Genomic DNA, 19,160 nt, shown 5'->3' with positions numbered 1-19,160 from the left:
TTGAGATGCGACTTCTTGCTCACGACGCATCTTCGCCGCCGTCAGACCATCCATGACTGGCATTTGCAGATCCATCAGCGTGATATCGATGTCTGCTTTTTGCATCCGCAGCAGCGCCTGTTCACCATCACGGGCGGTGATCACTTTATGCCCTTGGCGGGTTAACCATACGGACAGGAGATCGATATTCTGCTGAATATCATCGACCACTAACATCGTCAGTGGCGGTAATGACCAGTTATCGTCGTGCTGGCTCGATAGCGGCTCAAAGCTAGGTTGCAAGGGAATAGTAAAGCGGAATGTACTGCCTTGGCCGAGGGCACTTTTCGCCTCAATCTTACCGCCCATCAACTCAACTAACTGTTTACTGATGGTTGTGCCAAGCCCTGTGCCGCCGTATTTTCGGCTCATGGACACATCGGCCTGGGCAAATGCCTCAAAGACCCGATTTAGCTGCTCGGGGGACATGCCAATACCGGTATCGACAATCTCGAAGCTAACCAGAGAGTCATCCTGCGGGAAGACGTTGACCGTGACTTTGCCTTCACAGGTAAATTTAACCGCATTACCAATTAAGTTGATCAGCACTTGGCGGATGCGCTCCGGCGAGCCAATAAAGTTCGCCGCCATCGTCGGCGCGATATTAACCTCGAGGGATAAGCGCTGCTTTTTCGCCTGCAACCACAGGGTTGAAATCACAGTATCGATTTCATCGGTTAAGCAAAACACGCGATTTTCTAACTCGAGTTTACCCTTGTCGAGCTTGGCGCTGTCGAGCACATCGTTGAGTAGATGCAACAAAGATTTGGCGGAGCGATTGATAGTGGAGAGCTGTTTTTGCTGCTCAACATCTAATACCGATTCCAACAGAATATCGCTAAAGCCGATGATGGCATTCATTGGCGTGCGGATCTCATGGCTCATGTTGGCCAAGAAGGCCGCGCGGGCGGCAGCCGCCTGCTCGGCATTATTCTTCGCCGTCACTAAGTCCTGCTCCATCTCCTTACGCTCGGTGATATCCATCAGGAAGCCGTCAATCCACACCTCTTTGCTGGTTTCATCGAGGATATAATTGCCGTGCTCGAACAACCAACGCACCCCGCCGTCTGCGCGGATAATGCGATACTCCATCGAAAAGGTCGGCGGCTGCGCTTGGGCGTAAATGGTTTCAATATCGTCCGGATGATAGAGATCCGAGAAGAAACGTTTCGGATGGGGAAGCTCGAAATCCTCCGGGGGATAGCCAGTGATGTTTTGCACCGCGTCGCTAATAAACACCATGGGCCAGCCCTCAGTGCTTTTACAGCGATAGGCAATGCCTGGAATATTAGTGATCAGTGAGCGAAACTTGGCCTCATTGTTTTTAAGCTCTTGCTCCATCTCATTACGTTGGCTGAGATCGGAAATAAAGCCGACAAAGTAATGGGCTTTGCCCTGCATCACATGGCCAATACTTAGGCGCACTGGCACTAAATGGCCCGCCTTATGCTGCGCCTCGACCTCACGCCCCGTGCCGATAATCTGCGCCTCACGGGTTTTCACGTACTGGGCTAAATAACCATCGTGGTTCGGCCGAATCGACTCGGGCACAATTTTCTTCACATTCGCGCCCAGTAACTCGGCGGAGGACCAACCTAGAATAGTGGTCACCGCTTTGTTCACATTCACTATGATGCCTTGCCCATCGATCGTAATAATCCCATCGACGGCTGTATTCATCATGGCGCGCATGCGGTCTTCGTTGGATTTTGCGAGCAAAGATAGGTCTTTATACTTAAAAATTACGTTCACGATCAGCACTAAGCAGATGATGATAACAGTGATCACCGAGACGCCGAGCGCCAGATAAAACGAGATTTCCGAGGTCTGCTGGCTCAGCTCCAAGCCTTCGGGTTTAACGAATCGCGCCGCCGCCATGCCAGTGTAATGCATGCCCGAAATCGCCAGTCCCATCACGATACTGGCGATAAAATTACAGCTAATGCTATTCATATTTGAGGAAATAAGCTGATTCAGCCCAGTGCGTACCCACAGCGCAATAATGGCGAGTAATACGGCGACCACGATAGACAGCGCAAAAATCCATGGGTCATAACGCAGTAATGGTGCCATCTCCATGGCCGCCATCCCCACATAGTGCATAGTGCCAATCCCTGCGCCCACTAAGGTGCCGCTAATCAGCACTTGGGAAAGTTGAAAACTCGGCTTAGAAAGCAAATTCAGCGCCACCCATGAGGCACCAATGCTAGGTAAAAGGGATAGCGCCGTGAGCCCAAAGTTATAGGTCACGGGCGAGCATAAATCGAAGGCTAACATTCCGATAAAATGCATCGACCAGACCCCACCGCCGAAGACTACGCTCCCCGTCAGTAACATGATCTGTTGCCGCGCTCTCGATTGACTCAGCACCGCTTGAGAGGTGACCTGAAAGGCCATAAAAGCGGCAAAAATCGCAATCAGAATGGAAATAGTGACCAGCAGAGGATTGTAATAGACATTCAGCAATAGGCTGTCTTGGGAAGAAATAAAAAACTGCGATAACCAATCAAAAGCCATATGTTCCAAGCCCATGTTTTAGAAACGTAAAACCTAATCGTAACCAACATTCGAATACGCCAATCCAAGCAGGGCTAACGCTTGGGTACTATGGGATGCGCTCATCAACCATAGGCACAATTTATTGTTAAGACTCCAGCTAACATCCCATCAATCCTTCGAACTCTCTCAACAACAGCCAATTTTTTACAATGTTCTCTTTATCTTATACATCTTTTGCAAAATGTCTGCCTTCAAATGCAATAGAGTACGGTAAAATCCACTCCCAACAGCCGCCACCAACAAGCCTTGAAGTGAGTAGACCCGCACTGCATCGGCCAAAGCACGTAAAAGTAAACCCTCTCCCGATTAAATTATTTAAGTTAACGGTTATAACCTTTATAATGCTTGGCTATTATTCGTCGAGACGCCGCGCATGCAATTTGAAGATTTTCAGCTTGACCCTAGCTTATTAGAGTCACTTAAAGCCATGGGGCACCTGTCGCCCACCACCATCCAGCAAGAAACCCTGCCACATGCCCTCGAGCAGCGGGATATTTTGGCGCGCGCCCCGACGGGTACAGGTAAAACCGCCAGTTTCTTATTGCCTGCGTTGCAACACTTAATCGACTTTCCCCGTCGCTATTCTGGCCATGCGCGAATTTTGATCCTGACGCCAACCCGTGAGTTAGCCAGCCAAATTCACCGTTATGCCTGCCACTTAGCCACAGGCCAAGGGCTGAATATCGCCATCATCACTGGTGGTGTGCCCTATGGTCCACAGGAAGAAGCCTTAAAAGACAATATCGATATTCTGGTCGCGACTCCTGGTCGTCTGATGGAATATTTAGATAGAGGCAAATTCAGCGCAGAATCGGTCGACATATTGATCATCGACGAAGCCGACCGCATGCTCGATATGGGTTTCTCCGCCGTGGTGAAGGCCATTGCCCTGGAAGCCCAAGGTCGTAAGCAAAATATGCTGTTTTCGGCCACCCTCGAAGGCAGCGGCGTTATCCGTTTTGCCCGCGAAGTGCTTAACGATCCTATCGAAATCGATGTCGACGCACCGCGCAAAGAAAAGGCTAAGATCCACCAATGGATCCACCTTGCCGATGATAAAGAACATAAGATTGCTCTGCTGTGCCATCTGCTCAAGCAGGAAGAGGTTAAACGCGCCATCGTATTCGTAAAGACTCGCGATGTGGTTTCTAGCCTCGAAGGTCAGTTGCTGAAAGCCGGTATTCCCTGCGCCTTTATGCGTGGCGATATGGAACAGAAGAAACGCTTCCAAGCCTTAAGCCGCTTTACCAAAGGCGAAGTGAATGTGTTACTGGCAACCGATGTAGCCGCTCGTGGTATCGATATCGACGATATCACCCATGTGATTAACTTTGACATGCCACGTTCTGCCGATAGTTACATCCACCGCATTGGCCGTACTGGCCGTGCGGGTGCCAAAGGTACGGCAATTTCTCTGGCTGAAGCCCATGATATGCGCATCGTTGGTAAGATTGAGCGTTATATTGAGCAACCCCTTAAACGCCGAATCATTGAGGAATTACGTCCTAAGCACAAAGAGGCGCGAGTTCCATCCAAGAAAAAGGCAAAAGTAAAAGCCAAAGAAGCGGCGAAAAAAACCAGCAAAAAAGAAGCGGCAAAAAAAGCTAGCAAAATTGCCCGCAAAAAACAGTCCTAGGTTTTCTAATCTTGGAATAAGCTGATATTTACTTCCGCCTAAAAGCCGCAAAATTGCGGCTTTTTTTATGCTCATTGACCTAGCAAATATTTTTGTACGGGGTGGAACCCTATATGACAAAAAACACTCTACTCCTACGCAATTGTATCCTCAGCAAACTAAACCGACGCGGTAACAGGACACAAACTCGATAGCATCATCTTTAGACACATTTTATTTACAAAAATAAATTTATTGCGCCGCTCGACTCTGATACTTTAGGCGCATTAAGCGATTTAGCACGGATGTAACAATCATATGATGAAAACTTTACTCAGGAGATTATCTCCTCTGTTTATACTGCTGTTATTTGTTGTTGGTGCGATTGCACTGATGTCAACTAAGGAAGCCCCCGAACAAAAACCTGAAGAAATGCCAGTACCTATCGTCGATGTCACTCAGGTTGAGCAGCAAACGGTATCGCTTAATCTTCCTTCCTACGGCGTGGTTACCCCTAAATATAAGACGCAACTGGTGACCGAAGTCCAAGGGCGGATGCTGAGCATTTCGCCGCAATTTGTGGCTGGTGGCATAGTGAAGAAAGGCGACCAATTAGCCCAAATCGAACCTTCGGATTACGAAGCCGATTTAATGCAAGCCGAAGCCACCTTGGCTCAGGCAACCGCGGCGCTCAATGAAGAAATCGCCCGTGGCGAAGTCGCTAAAATCGAATTTAAGGGTTACGACAAAGGCTTGCCGCCAGAGTTGGGGTTACGTATCCCGCAGCTGAAAAAAGAGCAAGCCAACGTTAAATATGCCCAGGCTGCATTGGCTCGCGCCCAACGTAACTTAGAGCGCACTGTTATCCGCGCCCCCTTTGACGGCATTATCAAGGCCAGAAATGTCGATTTAGGTCAGTACGTGACATTAGGCACTAACCTAGGTGAGCTGTACGACACTAGCATTGCCGAAATTCGTCTGCCTATCTCTAACGATGATTTAGCCTATTTGGAATCCGTCGATCACCCCGATACCCAAGTCACCTTAAGCGCCTCTTTGGCGGGTAAGGAAAACACTTGGATGGGTAATATTATTCGTAGCGAAGGCGTAATTGATGCCGATAACCGCATGGTTTACCTCGTCGCCGAGATTAAAGACCCTTACCTGCGTGAGCACAAAACCCAAGGCAGTTTACCGCTGAAATACGGCAGCTTTGTGAATGCCGTAATTAAGGGCCGCACCGTCGATGGCATAGTTAAACTGCCTCGCCACGTCGTGCGTAACGAGCATGTGGCCTTAATTAACGAGCAAAATATTGTCGAGATGCGCCATGTGAATGTCGTGCGTAGCGATCTTGAAAATGTGTTCATCAAGGACAGCTTAAAAACCGGTGAGCGCGTTGCCATCACTCACTTTAGCAATATGGCGAATGGCCAGTTGGTCAAAATCATAGGTGAAGATGCCAAGCCAGTGCAGACACCCACACCTAAGGAAGATGCTCCTGAGTCGAGTCTTGCGGCCGCTGGAGTGAACTAATGGATACTCAAAAAGGGATCTTAGCCTGGTTTGCCCGCAACAGCGTGGCGGCCAACCTGTTAATGTGGGCGCTACTGATTGGCGGTCTATTCAGTACAGTGTTGATTAATAAAGAGGTATTCCCCTCTTTTAACCTTAATTTATTGAGTATTACCGTTGCTTATCCCGGCGCTGCGCCGCAGGAAATCGAAGAAGGCATCAACATCAAGATTGAAGAAGCCATCCAAGATATCAACGGCATTAAAAAAGTCACTTCGGTTGCCAGTGAAGGGGTTGGCGCCATCACGGTCGAAGTCGAAGATGACTACGACGTGCAAACCGTACTCGACGAAGCCAAGTTACGATTGGACGCGATTTCCACCTTTCCGGTGAACATCGAAAAACCGCAAATCTATAAAATCGAACCCGAAAACAACGTGATTTGGGTGTCGGTCTACGGTGATATGTCGCTGCACGATATGAAGGAGTTGGCTAAATCGGTACGTGATGATTTGACCCAACTTCCCGCCGTGACCCGCGCGAAAGTCACGGGTGTGCGCGACTATGAAATCGGTATCGAAGTCTCAGAAGATAAGCTGCGGGAATACGGCTTAACCTTCTCGCAAGTCGCCTTGGCGGTGCAAAACTCTTCTATCGACTTGCCGGGCGGTTCGATCCGCGCCGAAGATGGCGACATTCTGCTGCGTACAAAAGGCCAAGCCTATACTGGCGATGATTTTGCCAATATCGTCGTCACCACCCGCGCCGATGGTAGTCGAGTGATGTTGCCTCAAGTGGCAACCATTAAGGACGATTTTGAAGAACGTTTAGAGTACACCCGCTTCAACGGCAAGCCTGCGGCCATTATTGAAGTGACCAGCGTTAACGATCAAAACGCCCTCGACATTGCTCAACAGGTCAAAGACTACGTTGAGAAACGCCGCGCCACTCTGCCAGCCAATGCAAAATTAGACACTTGGGGAGATTTAACCCACTACCTCAAGGGCCGTTTGAACATGATGATGTCGAACATGTTTTATGGCGCCCTGTTAGTGTTTGTGATCTTAGCCCTGTTCCTCGATCTCAAACTCGCCTTCTGGGTGATGATGGGATTACCCGTGTGTTTCCTCGGCACTATGCTCATCATGCCGTTGGAACCTTTCTCCATGACCATCAACATGCTGACATTGTTCGCCTTTATTCTCGTCTTGGGGATAGTGGTCGACGATGCAATTGTGATAGGTGAAAGCGCCTACAGTGAGGTCGAACGGCACGGACACTCGATTGATAACGTGATCCGCGGGGCGCAAAAAGTGGCCATGCCCGCCACCTTCGGGGTGTTAACCACTATCGCCGCCTTTATTCCTATGTTGATGGTTTCTGGCCCCATGGGGATTATTTGGAAATCCATCGGCATGGTGGTCATCATGTGTCTGGCGTTTTCACTGGTGGAATCTAAATTTATCCTGCCAGCGCACTTAGCCCACATGAAGTTCAGAAAACCAGGTGAACCCACGGGCTTCTTTGGACGCTTCAAGGACAAATTTAACAATCGCGTTCAGCACTTTATTCACCACAGTTACCGTAACTTCCTCGAGCGCTGTATCCAACATCGATACAACGTCGTCGCGGCCTTTATCGGAGTATTGATTTTATCCATAGCCTTAGTCGCCAGCGGCAAAGTGCGCTGGGTGTTCTTCCCCGACATTCCATCGGACTTTATCCAAGTACAGCTAGAAATGGATGAAGGCAGCTCAGAGCAGAACACCCTCAAGGTGGTACAGGATATTGAAGAAGCCCTGTACAAGATGAACGCTAAAATGGAGAAGGACAACGGTAGCGAAGTGGTGAAGCATAGCTTTATCAACATGAGCTCGCGCACCTCCGCCTTTATCTTTGCCGAACTGACCAAGGGCGAAGACCGAGAAGTGGATGGCGAGGCTATTGCCGCCGCATGGCGCGAACAATTGCCAGAATTACTGTCGGTGAAGAAGCTCGACTTCAACGCCAGCGGGAACGGCGGTGGCGGTGGTGACATCTCCTTTAGATTGACCTCGAGCGATCTCGAAGAATTATCAGCAGCCGCCCGCGAGCTTAAGCAAAAGCTCGCCACCTACGAAGGTGTGTATGATATTGCCGATAACTTCTCTTCGGGCAGCCATGAGATCCGCTTAAAGATCCGCCCCGAGGCCGAAGCGCTTGGCTTAACCTTGTCTGATTTAGCACGCCAAGTCCGTTATGGCTTCTATGGCTATGAAGCACAACGTATTTTGCGTAATAAAGAAGAAATCAAAGTCATGGTGCGCTACCCCTTAGAGCAGCGCCGTACCGTGGGTTACCTCGAGAATATGTTGATCCGCACGCCGCAGGGCAAGTCGGTGCCTTTCTCTACCGTTGCCGAGGTCGAAAAAGGCGAATCCTACGCCTCAATCACCCGTGTCGATGGCAAGCGGGCAATTACCATTATTGCGAATGCTAACAAACACAAGGTGGAACCTTCTAAGGTTGTTACTGAGATCCAAAAGGATTTCCTGCCGCAGTTACAGGCCAAGTATCCGAAAATCCAAACCACCCTCGATGGCGGCAGTTTGGATGAACAGAATGCTATGGTCGGTCTGATGCAGGGCTTCTTCTTTGCGCTGTTCACCATTTATGCCTTAATGGCGGTGCCGCTTAAGTCTTACAGCCAGCCGCTGATCATTATGTCAGTGATCCCCTTCGGGATTATCGGCGCGTTGTTTGGGCATTTGATCCAAGGTCTTGCCATGAGCGTCTTGAGTCTCTGTGGTATCGTCGCGCTCGCCGGGGTAGTGGTAAACGACTCCTTGATCTTGGTGGACTTTGTAAACCGTGCGCGGGAGCAAGGACAATCGGTCAGACAAGCGGCGGTAGATTCAGGATGTTATCGCTTCAGGGCGATTATCTTGACCTCATTGACCACCTTTGTCGGTCTAGTGCCTATTATTCTTGAGCGCAGCTTACAGGCGCAGATAGTGATCCCCATGGCGACCTCACTCGCCTTCGGTATTCTATTCTCGACTGTGGTGACCTTAATCCTAGTGCCGCTACTGTATATCATACTTGATGATGCAAAGCGCGTTGGTAGCCGCTTCTACCATTGGTGGTGGCGTCCGAAAAAAACACAGGATACTCCATTGCATATCAACGAGAGCCACAGTATCTCCTTGGATGCCATACATGAGTCAGACTATAAGCGGGATTAGTTATCGTCTGTAATCTATGAGAATCCCATAAAAAGAGAGCTTAGGCTCTCTTTTGCTTTTGCAGTGCGTCATTCTAAAACGCGTAGTGCGATCTAAGTGGCAGTTATCCCTGTGGGCATTGGTTACACTCACCTTAAGTTATCGCTTAGACCCAAATAAAGTCGTTGTATGCCAAACTCACACACTGCTAGAGCCAAACCTGAACCGCTCATCGCCACTGAGACCTTAGCCAATGGCCATACTACCGTAGAAGTCTGTACCAATGAGACCTGCGCAACCGAAACCCTGGTCTACGACATTCGTAAAAGCCGTTATCTCAACATCACTGGCCGCTGTACTCTGCGTTGTATCTTTTGTCCGAAACACAATGGCAGCAAGCAAATCCATGAATATCAATTGGCACTAACCCACCAGCCCAAACCGGAGGAAATTATCCCGCTGTTAGGCAATGTGGAAGACTTTGAGGAATATGTGTTTTGTGGCTATGGCGAGCCGACCATGAATCTTCCAACGCTGCTTGCCATCGCCAAGGAAATTAAACGTCGTGGCGGTCGAGTTAGGGTCAATACCGATGGATTGGGTAATCTTGTGCATCGACGTAACATCCTGCCCGAACTGGCTGAATGTGTTGATGGCTTATCTATCTCACTCAATGCCGATAATGAGGCGGCCTATAACCAACATTGCCGACCTAAACTTGCAGACTCCTATGCCGCGGTAAATGCCTTTATCGCCCTCGCACCCCACTATATTGAGCGAGTGCAAGTCTCAGCGATTGAAGGATTAGATGGAGTAGATATCGACCTTTGCCGTGAGCAAGTGCTCGCAACTGGCTGCGAGTTTAAACACAGAGTACTCGGCACACTCGGCTAGCAAGCTCCTTGACTCTCCACTAGATTGAATCTCTTGCTCGGGATAACGCCATCACCGAGCAACTTGCCACTGTCGTAACATTTCATTCGTGTTAACATAGCCAAATTAACAGATCATCAACTCAAAATCGGCCCATGCTGAAGAACAAATCAAGCCTACATCCACTCGCACCATTACTTTCATTGACCCAAGGGCTGCATTGGTCTCACCAACGCCTGTTGGCTGTTGCGAGTCAGTTATCGATGCTTGTGATAGGTATGATCATTTTAACTAATTTAATCATTACCTTAGGTGAGCGTAGGTTACAGGAAGAATGGGCAACTCAAAGATATAGCGAATTACAAACGATAGGCACGCTGATCACAGATAAGGTTGCCTTTCAGCAGTTTCGCACTCAGTTGTTCGCCAAGGATGAACTACTCAATCAATATCTTAAAAATCCAACTCCTGCAGCAGAGCAAAAATTACAGGCAAGTTGGCAAGAACTCGTTGAGCATATTCCCGAACTACTAGGGATTGCCCTCTTCGACCCTCAGGGAAATTATAAATTTGCAACACCGGCTAACTTTAGTCAGGATGCACTTCCAGCGACCCTTCTTGGTTCTAGCCGTAATTTAGGTGGAAAAGAAGTGTTCACCTCACCTTTAGAGTTTGTGCCACTCAATGGCATGCTCGAACCCTATATGTATCAAATGACCTGGTTAGAAAAACCCGATCAAAGCTCTTTAGGTTATCTCGTTACCTACAATTCAATGGTACAGATGTTAGAAGCGATAAAACCGGCTTTCTCAAGCAATAAATCCCCCATGTTAGTACTGGATACCCAAGGATTACTCTATGCAGGGGTAAGCGATCTTGCACCGTTAACCCATATTCCAGATACCTTAGGCGCGAGTTTACGCCAAAGTTATCCGGCACTATGGCGCGAAATGTCGATGAGCAACTTTGGCCAGTTTCACGGTGAAGACGCGACGTTTGTTTACCTTAAAGTTGAACTCACTAACCAACCCGAGCTGCGACGGGAATATTTTTTACTCTCTTATATCCGTAACGACGATATTGCCTCAAAGTTTTCGCAGTGGCAGAACATCGTTATCGTCGCTTCTTTAGTTCTGACGTTACTGGCCGCTTGGGTCATTCTACTTAGCCACATGTATCGGTTACAGTATCGCTCGCGCCAATACAGCATTGACGTTGCAAACTCACTGTTTAACAGTGAAATAGGCTTTATATTAGCCAATGAACAGGCGCGCATTATCAGTGCCAACCCTAAAGCGGCAGAAGCGACTCGAGTTCCCCAAGATGAACTAACCGATCGAAGTCTGCAACGAGCCTTAAATCTCGATGATCTAACGCACACGCAAATCCTTGAACAAGTGCACCGATTGGGTGAATGGTCTGGTCACTTGTCGCTCGACAATGAAACGGGTTCAACACTAAGAGTCAACGTACGACAAGCCCCACGATTAGGGCGAGGTTTACCCCATATGTTGATCACGCTTGAAGATATCAGCGCCATTATAAACAGTCAGAACCAAGCATTCTTAAGTGAGCTGCTGTGTGATACTACGGTGGCGACCGCACTGACGGATGCCAATGGTAAGTTGATAAAAATTAACCCAGTATTTGATCAGCTCATGCAACTCAACGGCGATCTGAATCATGATTTAGCGTCATTGCTGTCTAACGATTTAGGTAATCAATGGCAACGGATCACTGCCCAAATCAGCATGCAAGGCCAATGGCAAGGCCAGATCCTTTGCTCACCCAATCTACGTCACTCAAATTGTTTACAGGCCACCCTCAAGGGACATGTCGCGACTGACGGTGAGATTGATTACATCATCTGTACCTTAGAACAAGCTATCGATGGCCAACGTGGCGCAGAACCCCGCAGTTTTGTGCCACATCGCAGCACGATTTTGCAGCACCTGTCAGATTTAGAACGCTATTTTGCTTCACTTTCGCCCCAAAGCCGCAACCACTCGAGTCTACTCGTGATGGACATTAATCCGGAGGGATTACTGAGCCACATGAGCGATATCGATCAACTCGAAAATCGCCAGCAAGAAGTGGAAATTCAGCTATTACTTGAGATACCAACCCACTATCAAATACTCCATTGGCAACTGGGTAAGCTGTTGTTATTACTTCCAGATACCGATGCAACAGCGGCACATCACTTTGCCCTTAATACCATAGAAAAGCTTAACAGCAACGGTTTAGGTGAAGGGATCAGCATCGGCATAGCTAGCTATCAAGAAGGACAAAGTCTGGAGCAATACCTCAGCAATGCCGAGGTTGCACTCAAAAGGGCAAAACAAAATAACGACCAGAATATCGGCCAGGCTTTTACTCGCCATCCGTCTTAACGGGCGGATTAAAAGAATCTGGCAGTTGGCTTTGGGTGATTTCGATAATCGCAGAGCGGTTCATCGTGATTTTATAGCGAGCATATTCCGGCTCTTCACGGCCATCACGTAGCACTAAAATTAGATTAACCTGGTAACGACGCTCGACCGACTCATGGCTGATTTTGCCCTCAAGCTCCTTGTAAATCTTGGCTTTGCCCCGCTCTAAGTAGCGGGCAAACGGCACAAAACTAAAGTTGACTTGCTCTTGAATTGTTGAATAGCCCGCCTGAAACTCGCCTTGGTTTACCCGAGTCGCAATTTTGTAATGGAGGATCTCGGCATCGACTTTGTTCTGGCTATGTCGGTGTTTTAGGATTTCGTTTACCTTTTCGGGTAAATCCTGTGGCCGCATAAACTCCAACCACACCAATTGTTTAGCAATAACAGCCTGGCTAGTGGTATCCCTTAAGATACGGCTCCACCGCGGCCGGCCACGCTGGATAAAGCGCCAAAGAGCATTACGCACATCGTCCTTAAAGATTTCCCTAAATCCGTATATCACCGCTAAGGTCAATACGAGGGCAATAGTAAAACCGCTAAAAACGCCCTGTGCCTCAATAATCAGCGCCGACACCACCAACATCACTAATGCCGTGGCAAGCCCCGTTGTGAACTTTTTAAGGCCGATCCCCAGCGATTTTAACTCTTCTTTAAGTACGACCCCTTGCTGAATCAAACGCCGTAATAACAGCATCTTATTCGAAATTCGATTAGGATCTTGTTTTGTCTGTGCCGAGTTATAGTTATTGGCATCACGATAGGCTGATTCATTTCGACAAAGAGTTAGCACTCGCTCTTGAATGTCGGAAAAGTCACTGGTACGGGTAGCGTGGGCTAATACTTTTAGCAGTTGCTGCTCACAAAACCAAGACAGATAGTTATCCGCATTTTCAAAATAGGATTTCCATTTAGCATCGCCTGGTTCATTACGGCGAAACTTTTTCAGCAATTGGGTTATCTGTTCACACAACTCATCGAGTGCGAGATAAAAATGCTCAACATCAGCAATCCGATTGAGTTCTTTGACATCGTTTTCAACCGCTACCGCAAATTGGTAGGCAAACAAGTTTAAGTACAGCCTAAACTCTTCCACAGTGCGGCGATTCATACTAGCAAAACGGCCTTGTACGAGCGGTAAATGCAAACCTTCGGAATAGTAAGAACGGCGGCCAACAATGGCGCTATGATAATATTCTTCTTCGTTTAAGGTGTGCGCACCTATGCCCATTTCCTTAGGTAAAAAGAAATAGAGGTCAAGCTGACGATTATCGCCCTTTTCCATCTGGTGGCTGAACTTAATCGACAGGGATTCTTCTTGTTTGACACGTATCTTAAACACAAAAACCTTAATGATTGGAGCCAAAGAGTCAGCATTAACACCATCGAAAATACAATCTAAACCGAAAGCGCGCTAAATTCACTGATTAAATTCGGCTATTGACGATTCGACAACCACAAACCGTATTACTGGGCTGAAACAATACCACGGCGTAGTCTTGGTCTGGGTCACTATCAAGCACCTCAATGCTAAGGTTATGTCTGCCTGACTCACTAAAATGTAAGCTACTTATATAAGACAGATACTTCATATGCTCTGGCCAATGTTTTTTATCGACCTCCTCAGATTCTGTCTTGGTCTTAACCGACACGTTGTAGGCCATACGATTGAGTTCCATATTTTGCACTTCGCCCTGCATCAGAATGGTGCCTGCACTGGAGCCATCGAGGTTAAAATATCGATAATTAATCTGTGCATTGCCCGCAGAGATCAGTACATCGACTAAAAGATAGTATTTACCATCTTCAACCCGTTGAGCATGACGGTCAAAAAGTTCGGAGCTGCAATTGAGGATCACTGCCTTATTTGAGACTGATTGCAGATAAATCACCCCGCAAGCCACAATCAGCGCAGTGAGAATCGTGAGATTTATCGTCCACTTTAGCCACTTAGCCACAGATCCCAATCTCCTGTAGCCACTGTGCATCAATAAACTCTTTAGGGCGTCTAAAATCACTTATCTTTAAGTTTCGAATAACGGACTGCCCGAGCTTATGGCCGCGCAAAGTAATGTTAAGCACTTGTTTATCATGTGAAAGAGAGGAATAAACCTCGGACCAATCACTCTGTCCGCAGCGGCTTAGTCCCTGACCCAATCGATCGCCTAACTCAAACAATATGGTATTGTTCGTTTTAGAATTAGCGTAAAGGTGCAAGCGAATATGTTGTCCTGATGCCAAAGGAAGTTCTGTCGATAACAAGGGTTCAGTCGGCACACTATGATCAATTCGGCTAAGATAAAAACCCGAAATCGCCAGCATAAAACCAAAAACCAGTAGCGCACTCCACCAAGGTAGTGACTGTAATCGAGAATAATGAAAGCTTTTTAACCGCTGCCCTTGGGTATTGTGTAGCAAATAACCTTGGCCTTTGACGGTTTCAATCAGCCCTTCATACTGCGGACCAAGAAAAGAGCGGATCATAAATACTGCGCGAGCGAGTGAAGTATCTGTTAGCGGTGGGTGCTCACCATCACCAGTCTTAAGCTCATGCTTTGAGACCAGTTTACCTTGATGTTCAACCAATAAGGTCAACACCTGTAACTCAGCACGAGGAAGATGCCAAGATTCATTCCGAGCTTGTTCGACGAGCAAACCACGCTCTTTGTCAAACCAACAGCTCCCCACTTGCATAAAGAAAACCCCAAGCCTATAAAATCATGGAATTAAGTCTATGCAAGGCTTCTAATGATTACTGTGATCCTGTTAACCCAAGGCGGCAAATAATTACATTTCGTGAGATAAGCCGCAGGTTGGGTGTATAAAATAAAAATCTGCTTTAGTTCACAGATGTAAATGGTATTTGCAAACAATAGCGTTGGCTGATAAATGCTTACAAATTTACATAAATATCACAAATAATGTGTGTCAGCACAAATTACAATCTAAAAAAGCGAATTATTACCCAAAATTCAACCTTATAAAGCAATTAAAAATTCAACGACACCTTCTTCACTAATAAGGGAAATATCCTCTCTGGCAAATCACATTATTTATCTTTTAGCTCCCTAGAATGGCTTTCATCAAACCAGTTTTCTGATTGATAAATAAAAGCAATTACTAAAGAGGAATTTATGATGAGCATTAATCGACGCCAAGCATTAACTCGTATTATCGGTATCAGCACAGCGGCAGCGGGCGCAACATTAATGGGTACGTCAGCCTTTGCGGCGACCAATGCCGACGGTCAATATCAATTAGCACTCGGCGAAAAACTCAAATACGCACCACTAGACCCCATGGCAACCGCTAAACTCGCCTACGAGACAGGTGGTGGCTGTATGCACCAAGTATTTCACTCTGTCGTCACTATGCTAGCGCAATCTAATAGTGCCGATGCTGATAAGTTTAAAACTATCCCAACCGCGCTTGCCGGTTATGGTTTTGCAGGGGTCACAGGCCAAGGCACCTTATGTGGTAACCTCAACGCTATCGGTATGTTAGTCAATATCTTAGATGATATTAATGGTCAGAACAGCGCCGTGATTGCTAACACATTCCGTTATTATGAAAATACAACGCTACCTTTATCTTCCCCTGAATTTATTGCAGGCATAGGCTCAACCGCAGAAAAAACGGCTCTGGTTGGTAGTTCATCAAAAGCCATGAGCGTATTGTGCCACTCTTCTATTAGTAACTGGTCTAGGGCATCAGGCCTACCCTTTGCTAAAAAAGGTGAACGCTGTTATCGCCTATCAGCTTCCATGGCGTATTACCTGGTCGAACTGCTAAACCGTGCCCACCAAGGAGAGAATATCGGTGCCTTACCAGGTAGCAAACCTTCACTTGAGGCTCAGGATTGCCAAGTTTGTCATGGCAGCACAGGAACATTAGGCTCGGCAGCAAGCGTTAAAACGGATATGGAATGTACCACTTGCCACACTGGACATTTTAATTAAGGAGGCAGTGATGAAATACCCATTACTTGCGTTAACCCTAGCTTCGTTTACCCTTGCTGGCTGTGGTAGTGACGATAACAAGTCAGAGGAAATCACACCTCCGCCACCACCTCCGCCCGTCGAAAAAACCGTGAGTATTGACGAGGCGACGCAAATTAATCTGGCAGTAAAGCAATTTGATCCCAATACCGGCACGTTGTTATTTACATTGGCTGATGCGTCACAAGCGGCAATCACTGCGGCTAAAAACTACGATATTTACTATTTTGGCTTTCCTGACAAGAATAAATCGTCGTCAAATGCTAAAGCATGGAAACGTTGGCATGTCACTCAAAGCTATCGTTGCCAAAGCAAAGGTGAATGCAGCGGTAAATTAACCGAGGTAAAAAATGGTCAATATCAGTTTGAAATAGCAGGACTTGATTGGCAGCAACAGGACCCAAGTGGCGCCGTGGCGCAAATTAAAGTCGCGATTCAAATTTATGGTACCAAAGCCAATAATGAACTGACCTTAGTTCCAGTCGTTCCGTTGTAATCCTTTTCATCGACTCCTAATCAAATAGGCATCCACTTCTAGGTTTGGATGCCTATTTTGTTATTAGCGACTACTACACGCCCATAAATTACCACTGGGCATAAATTTAATCAGGGTATAGTCATCAATACGATTAATATCCACAATCTGCATATTAAAGCTCATGGTTCCCAGCGCGATTAATGCAGCCCTTGAGCGTTGCACATCCTCTCGAATCGGCTCAGGGAGCTCTGTTTGCAGCAGATCCATTTTGATATTCGCTTGAGCTAAATCAAATTGATAGGTCATAGTGCCAATGTCAAAATGTTTAACCTCACCAGAATAGTTGATGGACGCAAGATCCTTATTATCAATGCCATAACTATAATCTAAAGTTGCCTTTTGCCCCTGCACTTGGACCGAAAGCGATAAAGAATGGCGCAATAATGACGAAGATGCATCGGAAAATGGTGGCTGGAATAACTGAGCATGACAATCTAAGTGTAAACTTTTATGGCTAACACTCTGCCCATATCCATATAGCAGCCCCCCCAATCCGAGCATAATGATTAACAGGAGTTGCCATGGTTTTAAACGGCTTAACGAGAAAATGCTGGATACCATCTTAGCTACATATCCCCGCAAGTGTTAACCAATCAGGTTGCGATGTATCACTCATAAAATTGTCAGACATTAATTTTATCGTCTGAAACTTAAGCCCATTCTCACGGTTATCCCGTAAAATAAAGCTGATTAACTTGCGATCAATAGAAATATTCGCCGCCACAGATTGCCAAGGAAACACGGCACACGCTTCAATTTGCCCCATCATTTGTTCAACGAGGGACTTCATCTCCGCACAGTAGTATTGCCCAGTGTAGAACTTAACCTCTGACGCCAAACCATTTGGCTTCTGGATCTGCTGGCTATAATTCGGTGCAATTTGCGTTGGATGGCTAATATGCGCCCCAATCCCACATAGAGCTATCAGGGTAACAAGTATGATCAATGCGAACTGTAACGGATTGATTTGATATGTTGGGGAGTCAAGTAGCTTATGATTAATCGACACTGATGAAGGATATAAAATAAACCCCTCACCCCGTACCGTATCGAGTAAAGAATATGGCTTTTTTCCTAATATAGAACGCAACCGCTTGATAACATCATCGAGAGTATCATCACACCGACGGGCACCCTTAACATAGGATGACAATAACTGCGTTAATTCAAAGCGGGAAACCACCTTACCTCGATGCTTAGCCAATACGCTCAGTACTTGATATTCATCGCTACTCAGTATCCAGCGACAGCCAGAGGCATCGACTAACAAATGTTCTTGGGCATCAAACCAACAATCACCAATTTGCATCTCGGCTCCTAGCATTACCTAACTTGAAGCCGAGTATACAATTTGAACTTTAATAACGCAGTAATCCGAGGACATCTCCCCGCATCAGATGAATAATCTGTGAATTACATCAATAAAAAATTTAATGCTAAAAACAAACAAGGATACATTATGTTTCATTTGTTTTTAGAACATTGCAGCATTGAGCCACATATGTACTAAAATACTCGCCACATATCCCAACGCAATGACAGGAGTCCAACGTAAATGTGATCCGAAGGTATAAATCCCCCTCGCCTGACCCATTAATGCTACCCCTGCCGCACTGCCGATGGACAATAAACTGCCACCCACCCCTGCGGTTAACGTCACCAGTAACCACTGACCTAAGGCCATATCTGGATTCATAGTCAACACCGCAAACATCACCGGAATATTATCCACGACTGAAGACAACAAACCGATGGCTACGTTGGCAAAGGTCGCATCCCAATGGGAATACAAGGCCTCAGAAACGAGACTTAAATACCCCATAAAACCAAGACCACCTACGCATAACACTACCCCGTAGAAAAACAGCAATGTATCCCACTCAGCACGGGAGATCCGATTAAACACATCGAACGGTACGACACTACCTAACTGTTGAAGACGCTGTTTATCCTGACGTAACTCCGCCTTTGCCCGTTCACGAGCAACGGAGCGATCAAAGGTTTTACGCAGGTAATAACCAAAGAATTGCAAGAAGCCAAGACCTGTCATCATCCCCAGCACCGGTGGCATACCAAGGAAAGAGTGAGCACATACTGCAGTAGCAATCGTCAGCAGAAAGAGCGCCACAATACGTTTAGCGCCAGGTTTAGTGTAAACCTGCTCTTTTTCAGGCTCAGGGATATAATGCGGAATAAATATACTCATAATTGCCGCTGGCACGACAAAGTTGACTAATGCAGGAATAAATAGATGGAAAAAATCGGCAAAGTGCACTAACCCTTTTTGCCATACCATCAGGGTCGTGATATCACCAAAGGGACTAAATGCGCCGCCCGCATTGGCCGCCACCACGATATTGATACAAGCGAGGGTAATAAATTTTCGCT

14 protein-coding genes are annotated in these 19,160 nt (G+C 46.9%); 7 read left to right on the top strand and 7 right to left on the bottom strand.

The genetic code is table 11. The features are described 5' to 3' along the window. On the bottom strand, positions 1–2,571 hold a 2,571-nt coding region (locus SHEWPOL2_RS17935), incomplete at its 3' end, for an MHYT domain-containing protein (protein WP_037430331.1). Between the two features lie 400 nt (positions 2,572–2,971). Here SHEWPOL2_RS17935 and srmB point away from each other — a divergent pair. The 5 genes from srmB (at position 2,972) to SHEWPOL2_RS17910 (ending at position 12,197) form a co-directional block, all read left to right on the top strand. Next, positions 2,972–4,234 carry an ATP-dependent RNA helicase SrmB gene (gene srmB, locus SHEWPOL2_RS17930; RefSeq protein ID WP_037430328.1) on the top strand — a complete coding sequence of 421 codons (1,263 nt, stop codon included), beginning with the start codon at positions 2,972–2,974 and terminating at the stop codon, positions 4,232–4,234. Between the two features lie 297 nt (positions 4,235–4,531). Next, positions 4,532–5,749, top strand: a complete 1,218-nt coding sequence (locus tag SHEWPOL2_RS17925) for an efflux RND transporter periplasmic adaptor subunit (protein ID WP_037430327.1) — start codon at positions 4,532–4,534, stop codon at positions 5,747–5,749. After that, positions 5,749–8,952, top strand: coding sequence for an efflux RND transporter permease subunit (locus SHEWPOL2_RS17920; protein WP_037430326.1), 3,204 nt, complete (start codon positions 5,749–5,751; stop codon positions 8,950–8,952). Before SHEWPOL2_RS17925 ends, SHEWPOL2_RS17920 begins: the two co-directional genes overlap by 1 nt. Positions 8,953–9,120: 168 nt before the next feature. Then, complete coding sequence (locus SHEWPOL2_RS17915; protein WP_037430324.1) at positions 9,121–9,825, top strand: TatD family nuclease-associated radical SAM protein; 705 nt, start codon at positions 9,121–9,123, stop codon at positions 9,823–9,825. Between the two features lie 134 nt (positions 9,826–9,959). Next, the gene (locus tag SHEWPOL2_RS17910; protein WP_037430322.1) at positions 9,960–12,197 is read left to right on the top strand and encodes a PAS domain-containing protein; all 2,238 of its coding nucleotides are present in this window, start codon (positions 9,960–9,962) and stop codon (positions 12,195–12,197) included. Here SHEWPOL2_RS17910 and SHEWPOL2_RS17905 read toward each other — a convergent pair. The 3 genes from SHEWPOL2_RS17905 to SHEWPOL2_RS17895 all read right to left on the bottom strand — a co-directional run bounded on the left by SHEWPOL2_RS17905 (position 12,178) and on the right by SHEWPOL2_RS17895 (position 14,930). After that, positions 12,178–13,578 (bottom strand): hypothetical protein, encoded by a 1,401-nt coding sequence (locus SHEWPOL2_RS17905; protein WP_037430329.1) that lies wholly within the window; start codon positions 13,576–13,578, stop codon positions 12,178–12,180. The two genes, SHEWPOL2_RS17910 and SHEWPOL2_RS17905, sit on opposite strands and share 20 nt — an antisense overlap. Before the next feature lie 85 nt (positions 13,579–13,663). Then, positions 13,664–14,194 (bottom strand): hypothetical protein, encoded by a 531-nt coding sequence (locus SHEWPOL2_RS17900; protein ID WP_037414709.1) that lies wholly within the window; start codon positions 14,192–14,194, stop codon positions 13,664–13,666. Beyond that, complete coding sequence (locus tag SHEWPOL2_RS17895) at positions 14,187–14,930, bottom strand: helix-turn-helix domain-containing protein (RefSeq protein ID WP_037430320.1); 744 nt, start codon at positions 14,928–14,930, stop codon at positions 14,187–14,189. The genes SHEWPOL2_RS17900 and SHEWPOL2_RS17895 overlap by 8 nt, the downstream gene beginning before the upstream one ends. Positions 14,931–15,373: 443 nt before the next feature. On the opposite strand from SHEWPOL2_RS17895, the gene SHEWPOL2_RS17890 reads away from it, so the two are divergent. Together SHEWPOL2_RS17890 and SHEWPOL2_RS17885 are read left to right on the top strand one after the other, a co-directional pair. After that, positions 15,374–16,195: a hypothetical protein gene (locus tag SHEWPOL2_RS17890; protein WP_037414755.1), complete on the top strand. Its 822-nt coding sequence runs from the start codon at positions 15,374–15,376 to the stop codon at positions 16,193–16,195. Between the two features lie 10 nt (positions 16,196–16,205). Beyond that, complete coding sequence (locus SHEWPOL2_RS17885; RefSeq protein ID WP_037430318.1) at positions 16,206–16,730, top strand: hypothetical protein; 525 nt, start codon at positions 16,206–16,208, stop codon at positions 16,728–16,730. Positions 16,731–16,793: 63 nt separating this feature from the next. On the opposite strand, the gene SHEWPOL2_RS17880 is transcribed toward SHEWPOL2_RS17885, so the two are convergent. From SHEWPOL2_RS17880 to nhaD, 3 genes are all read right to left on the bottom strand, one after another. Beyond that, complete coding sequence (locus tag SHEWPOL2_RS17880) at positions 16,794–17,333, bottom strand: hypothetical protein (protein WP_037430316.1); 540 nt, start codon at positions 17,331–17,333, stop codon at positions 16,794–16,796. Between the two features lies 1 nt (position 17,334). After that, positions 17,335–18,081, bottom strand: a complete 747-nt coding sequence (locus SHEWPOL2_RS17875) for a winged helix-turn-helix domain-containing protein (protein WP_037430314.1) — start codon at positions 18,079–18,081, stop codon at positions 17,335–17,337. Between the two features lie 165 nt (positions 18,082–18,246). Further along, positions 18,247–19,160, bottom strand: a 914-nt coding sequence (nhaD, locus tag SHEWPOL2_RS17870) for a sodium:proton antiporter NhaD (RefSeq protein WP_037430312.1), incomplete at its 5' end; no start/stop codon positions are given.

The organism is Shewanella sp. POL2, assembly GCF_000282755.1.
Classification (GTDB): domain Bacteria; phylum Pseudomonadota; class Gammaproteobacteria; order Enterobacterales; family Shewanellaceae; genus Shewanella; species Shewanella xiamenensis.
Note: the sequence above shows the minus strand (reverse complement) of the source record. Positions and strands in the feature narration are given on the sequence as shown.

Coding starts and splice junctions, on each gene's coding strand:
- srmB (WP_037430328.1), top strand. CDS start 2,972: ATGCAATTTGAAGATTTTCAGCTTGACCCTAGCTTATTAGAGTCACTT.
- SHEWPOL2_RS17925 (WP_037430327.1), top strand. CDS start 4,532: ATGATGAAAACTTTACTCAGGAGATTATCTCCTCTGTTTATACTGCTG.
- SHEWPOL2_RS17920 (WP_037430326.1), top strand. CDS start 5,749: ATGGATACTCAAAAAGGGATCTTAGCCTGGTTTGCCCGCAACAGCGTG.
- SHEWPOL2_RS17915 (WP_037430324.1), top strand. CDS start 9,121: ATGCCAAACTCACACACTGCTAGAGCCAAACCTGAACCGCTCATCGCC.
- SHEWPOL2_RS17910 (WP_037430322.1), top strand. CDS start 9,960: ATGCTGAAGAACAAATCAAGCCTACATCCACTCGCACCATTACTTTCA.
- SHEWPOL2_RS17895 (WP_037430320.1), bottom strand. CDS start 14,930: ATGCAAGTGGGGAGCTGTTGGTTTGACAAAGAGCGTGGTTTGCTCGTC.
- SHEWPOL2_RS17890 (WP_037414755.1), top strand. CDS start 15,374: ATGAGCATTAATCGACGCCAAGCATTAACTCGTATTATCGGTATCAGC.
- SHEWPOL2_RS17885 (WP_037430318.1), top strand. CDS start 16,206: ATGAAATACCCATTACTTGCGTTAACCCTAGCTTCGTTTACCCTTGCT.
- SHEWPOL2_RS17880 (WP_037430316.1), bottom strand. CDS start 17,333: ATGGTATCCAGCATTTTCTCGTTAAGCCGTTTAAAACCATGGCAACTC.
- SHEWPOL2_RS17875 (WP_037430314.1), bottom strand. CDS start 18,081: ATGCAAATTGGTGATTGTTGGTTTGATGCCCAAGAACATTTGTTAGTC.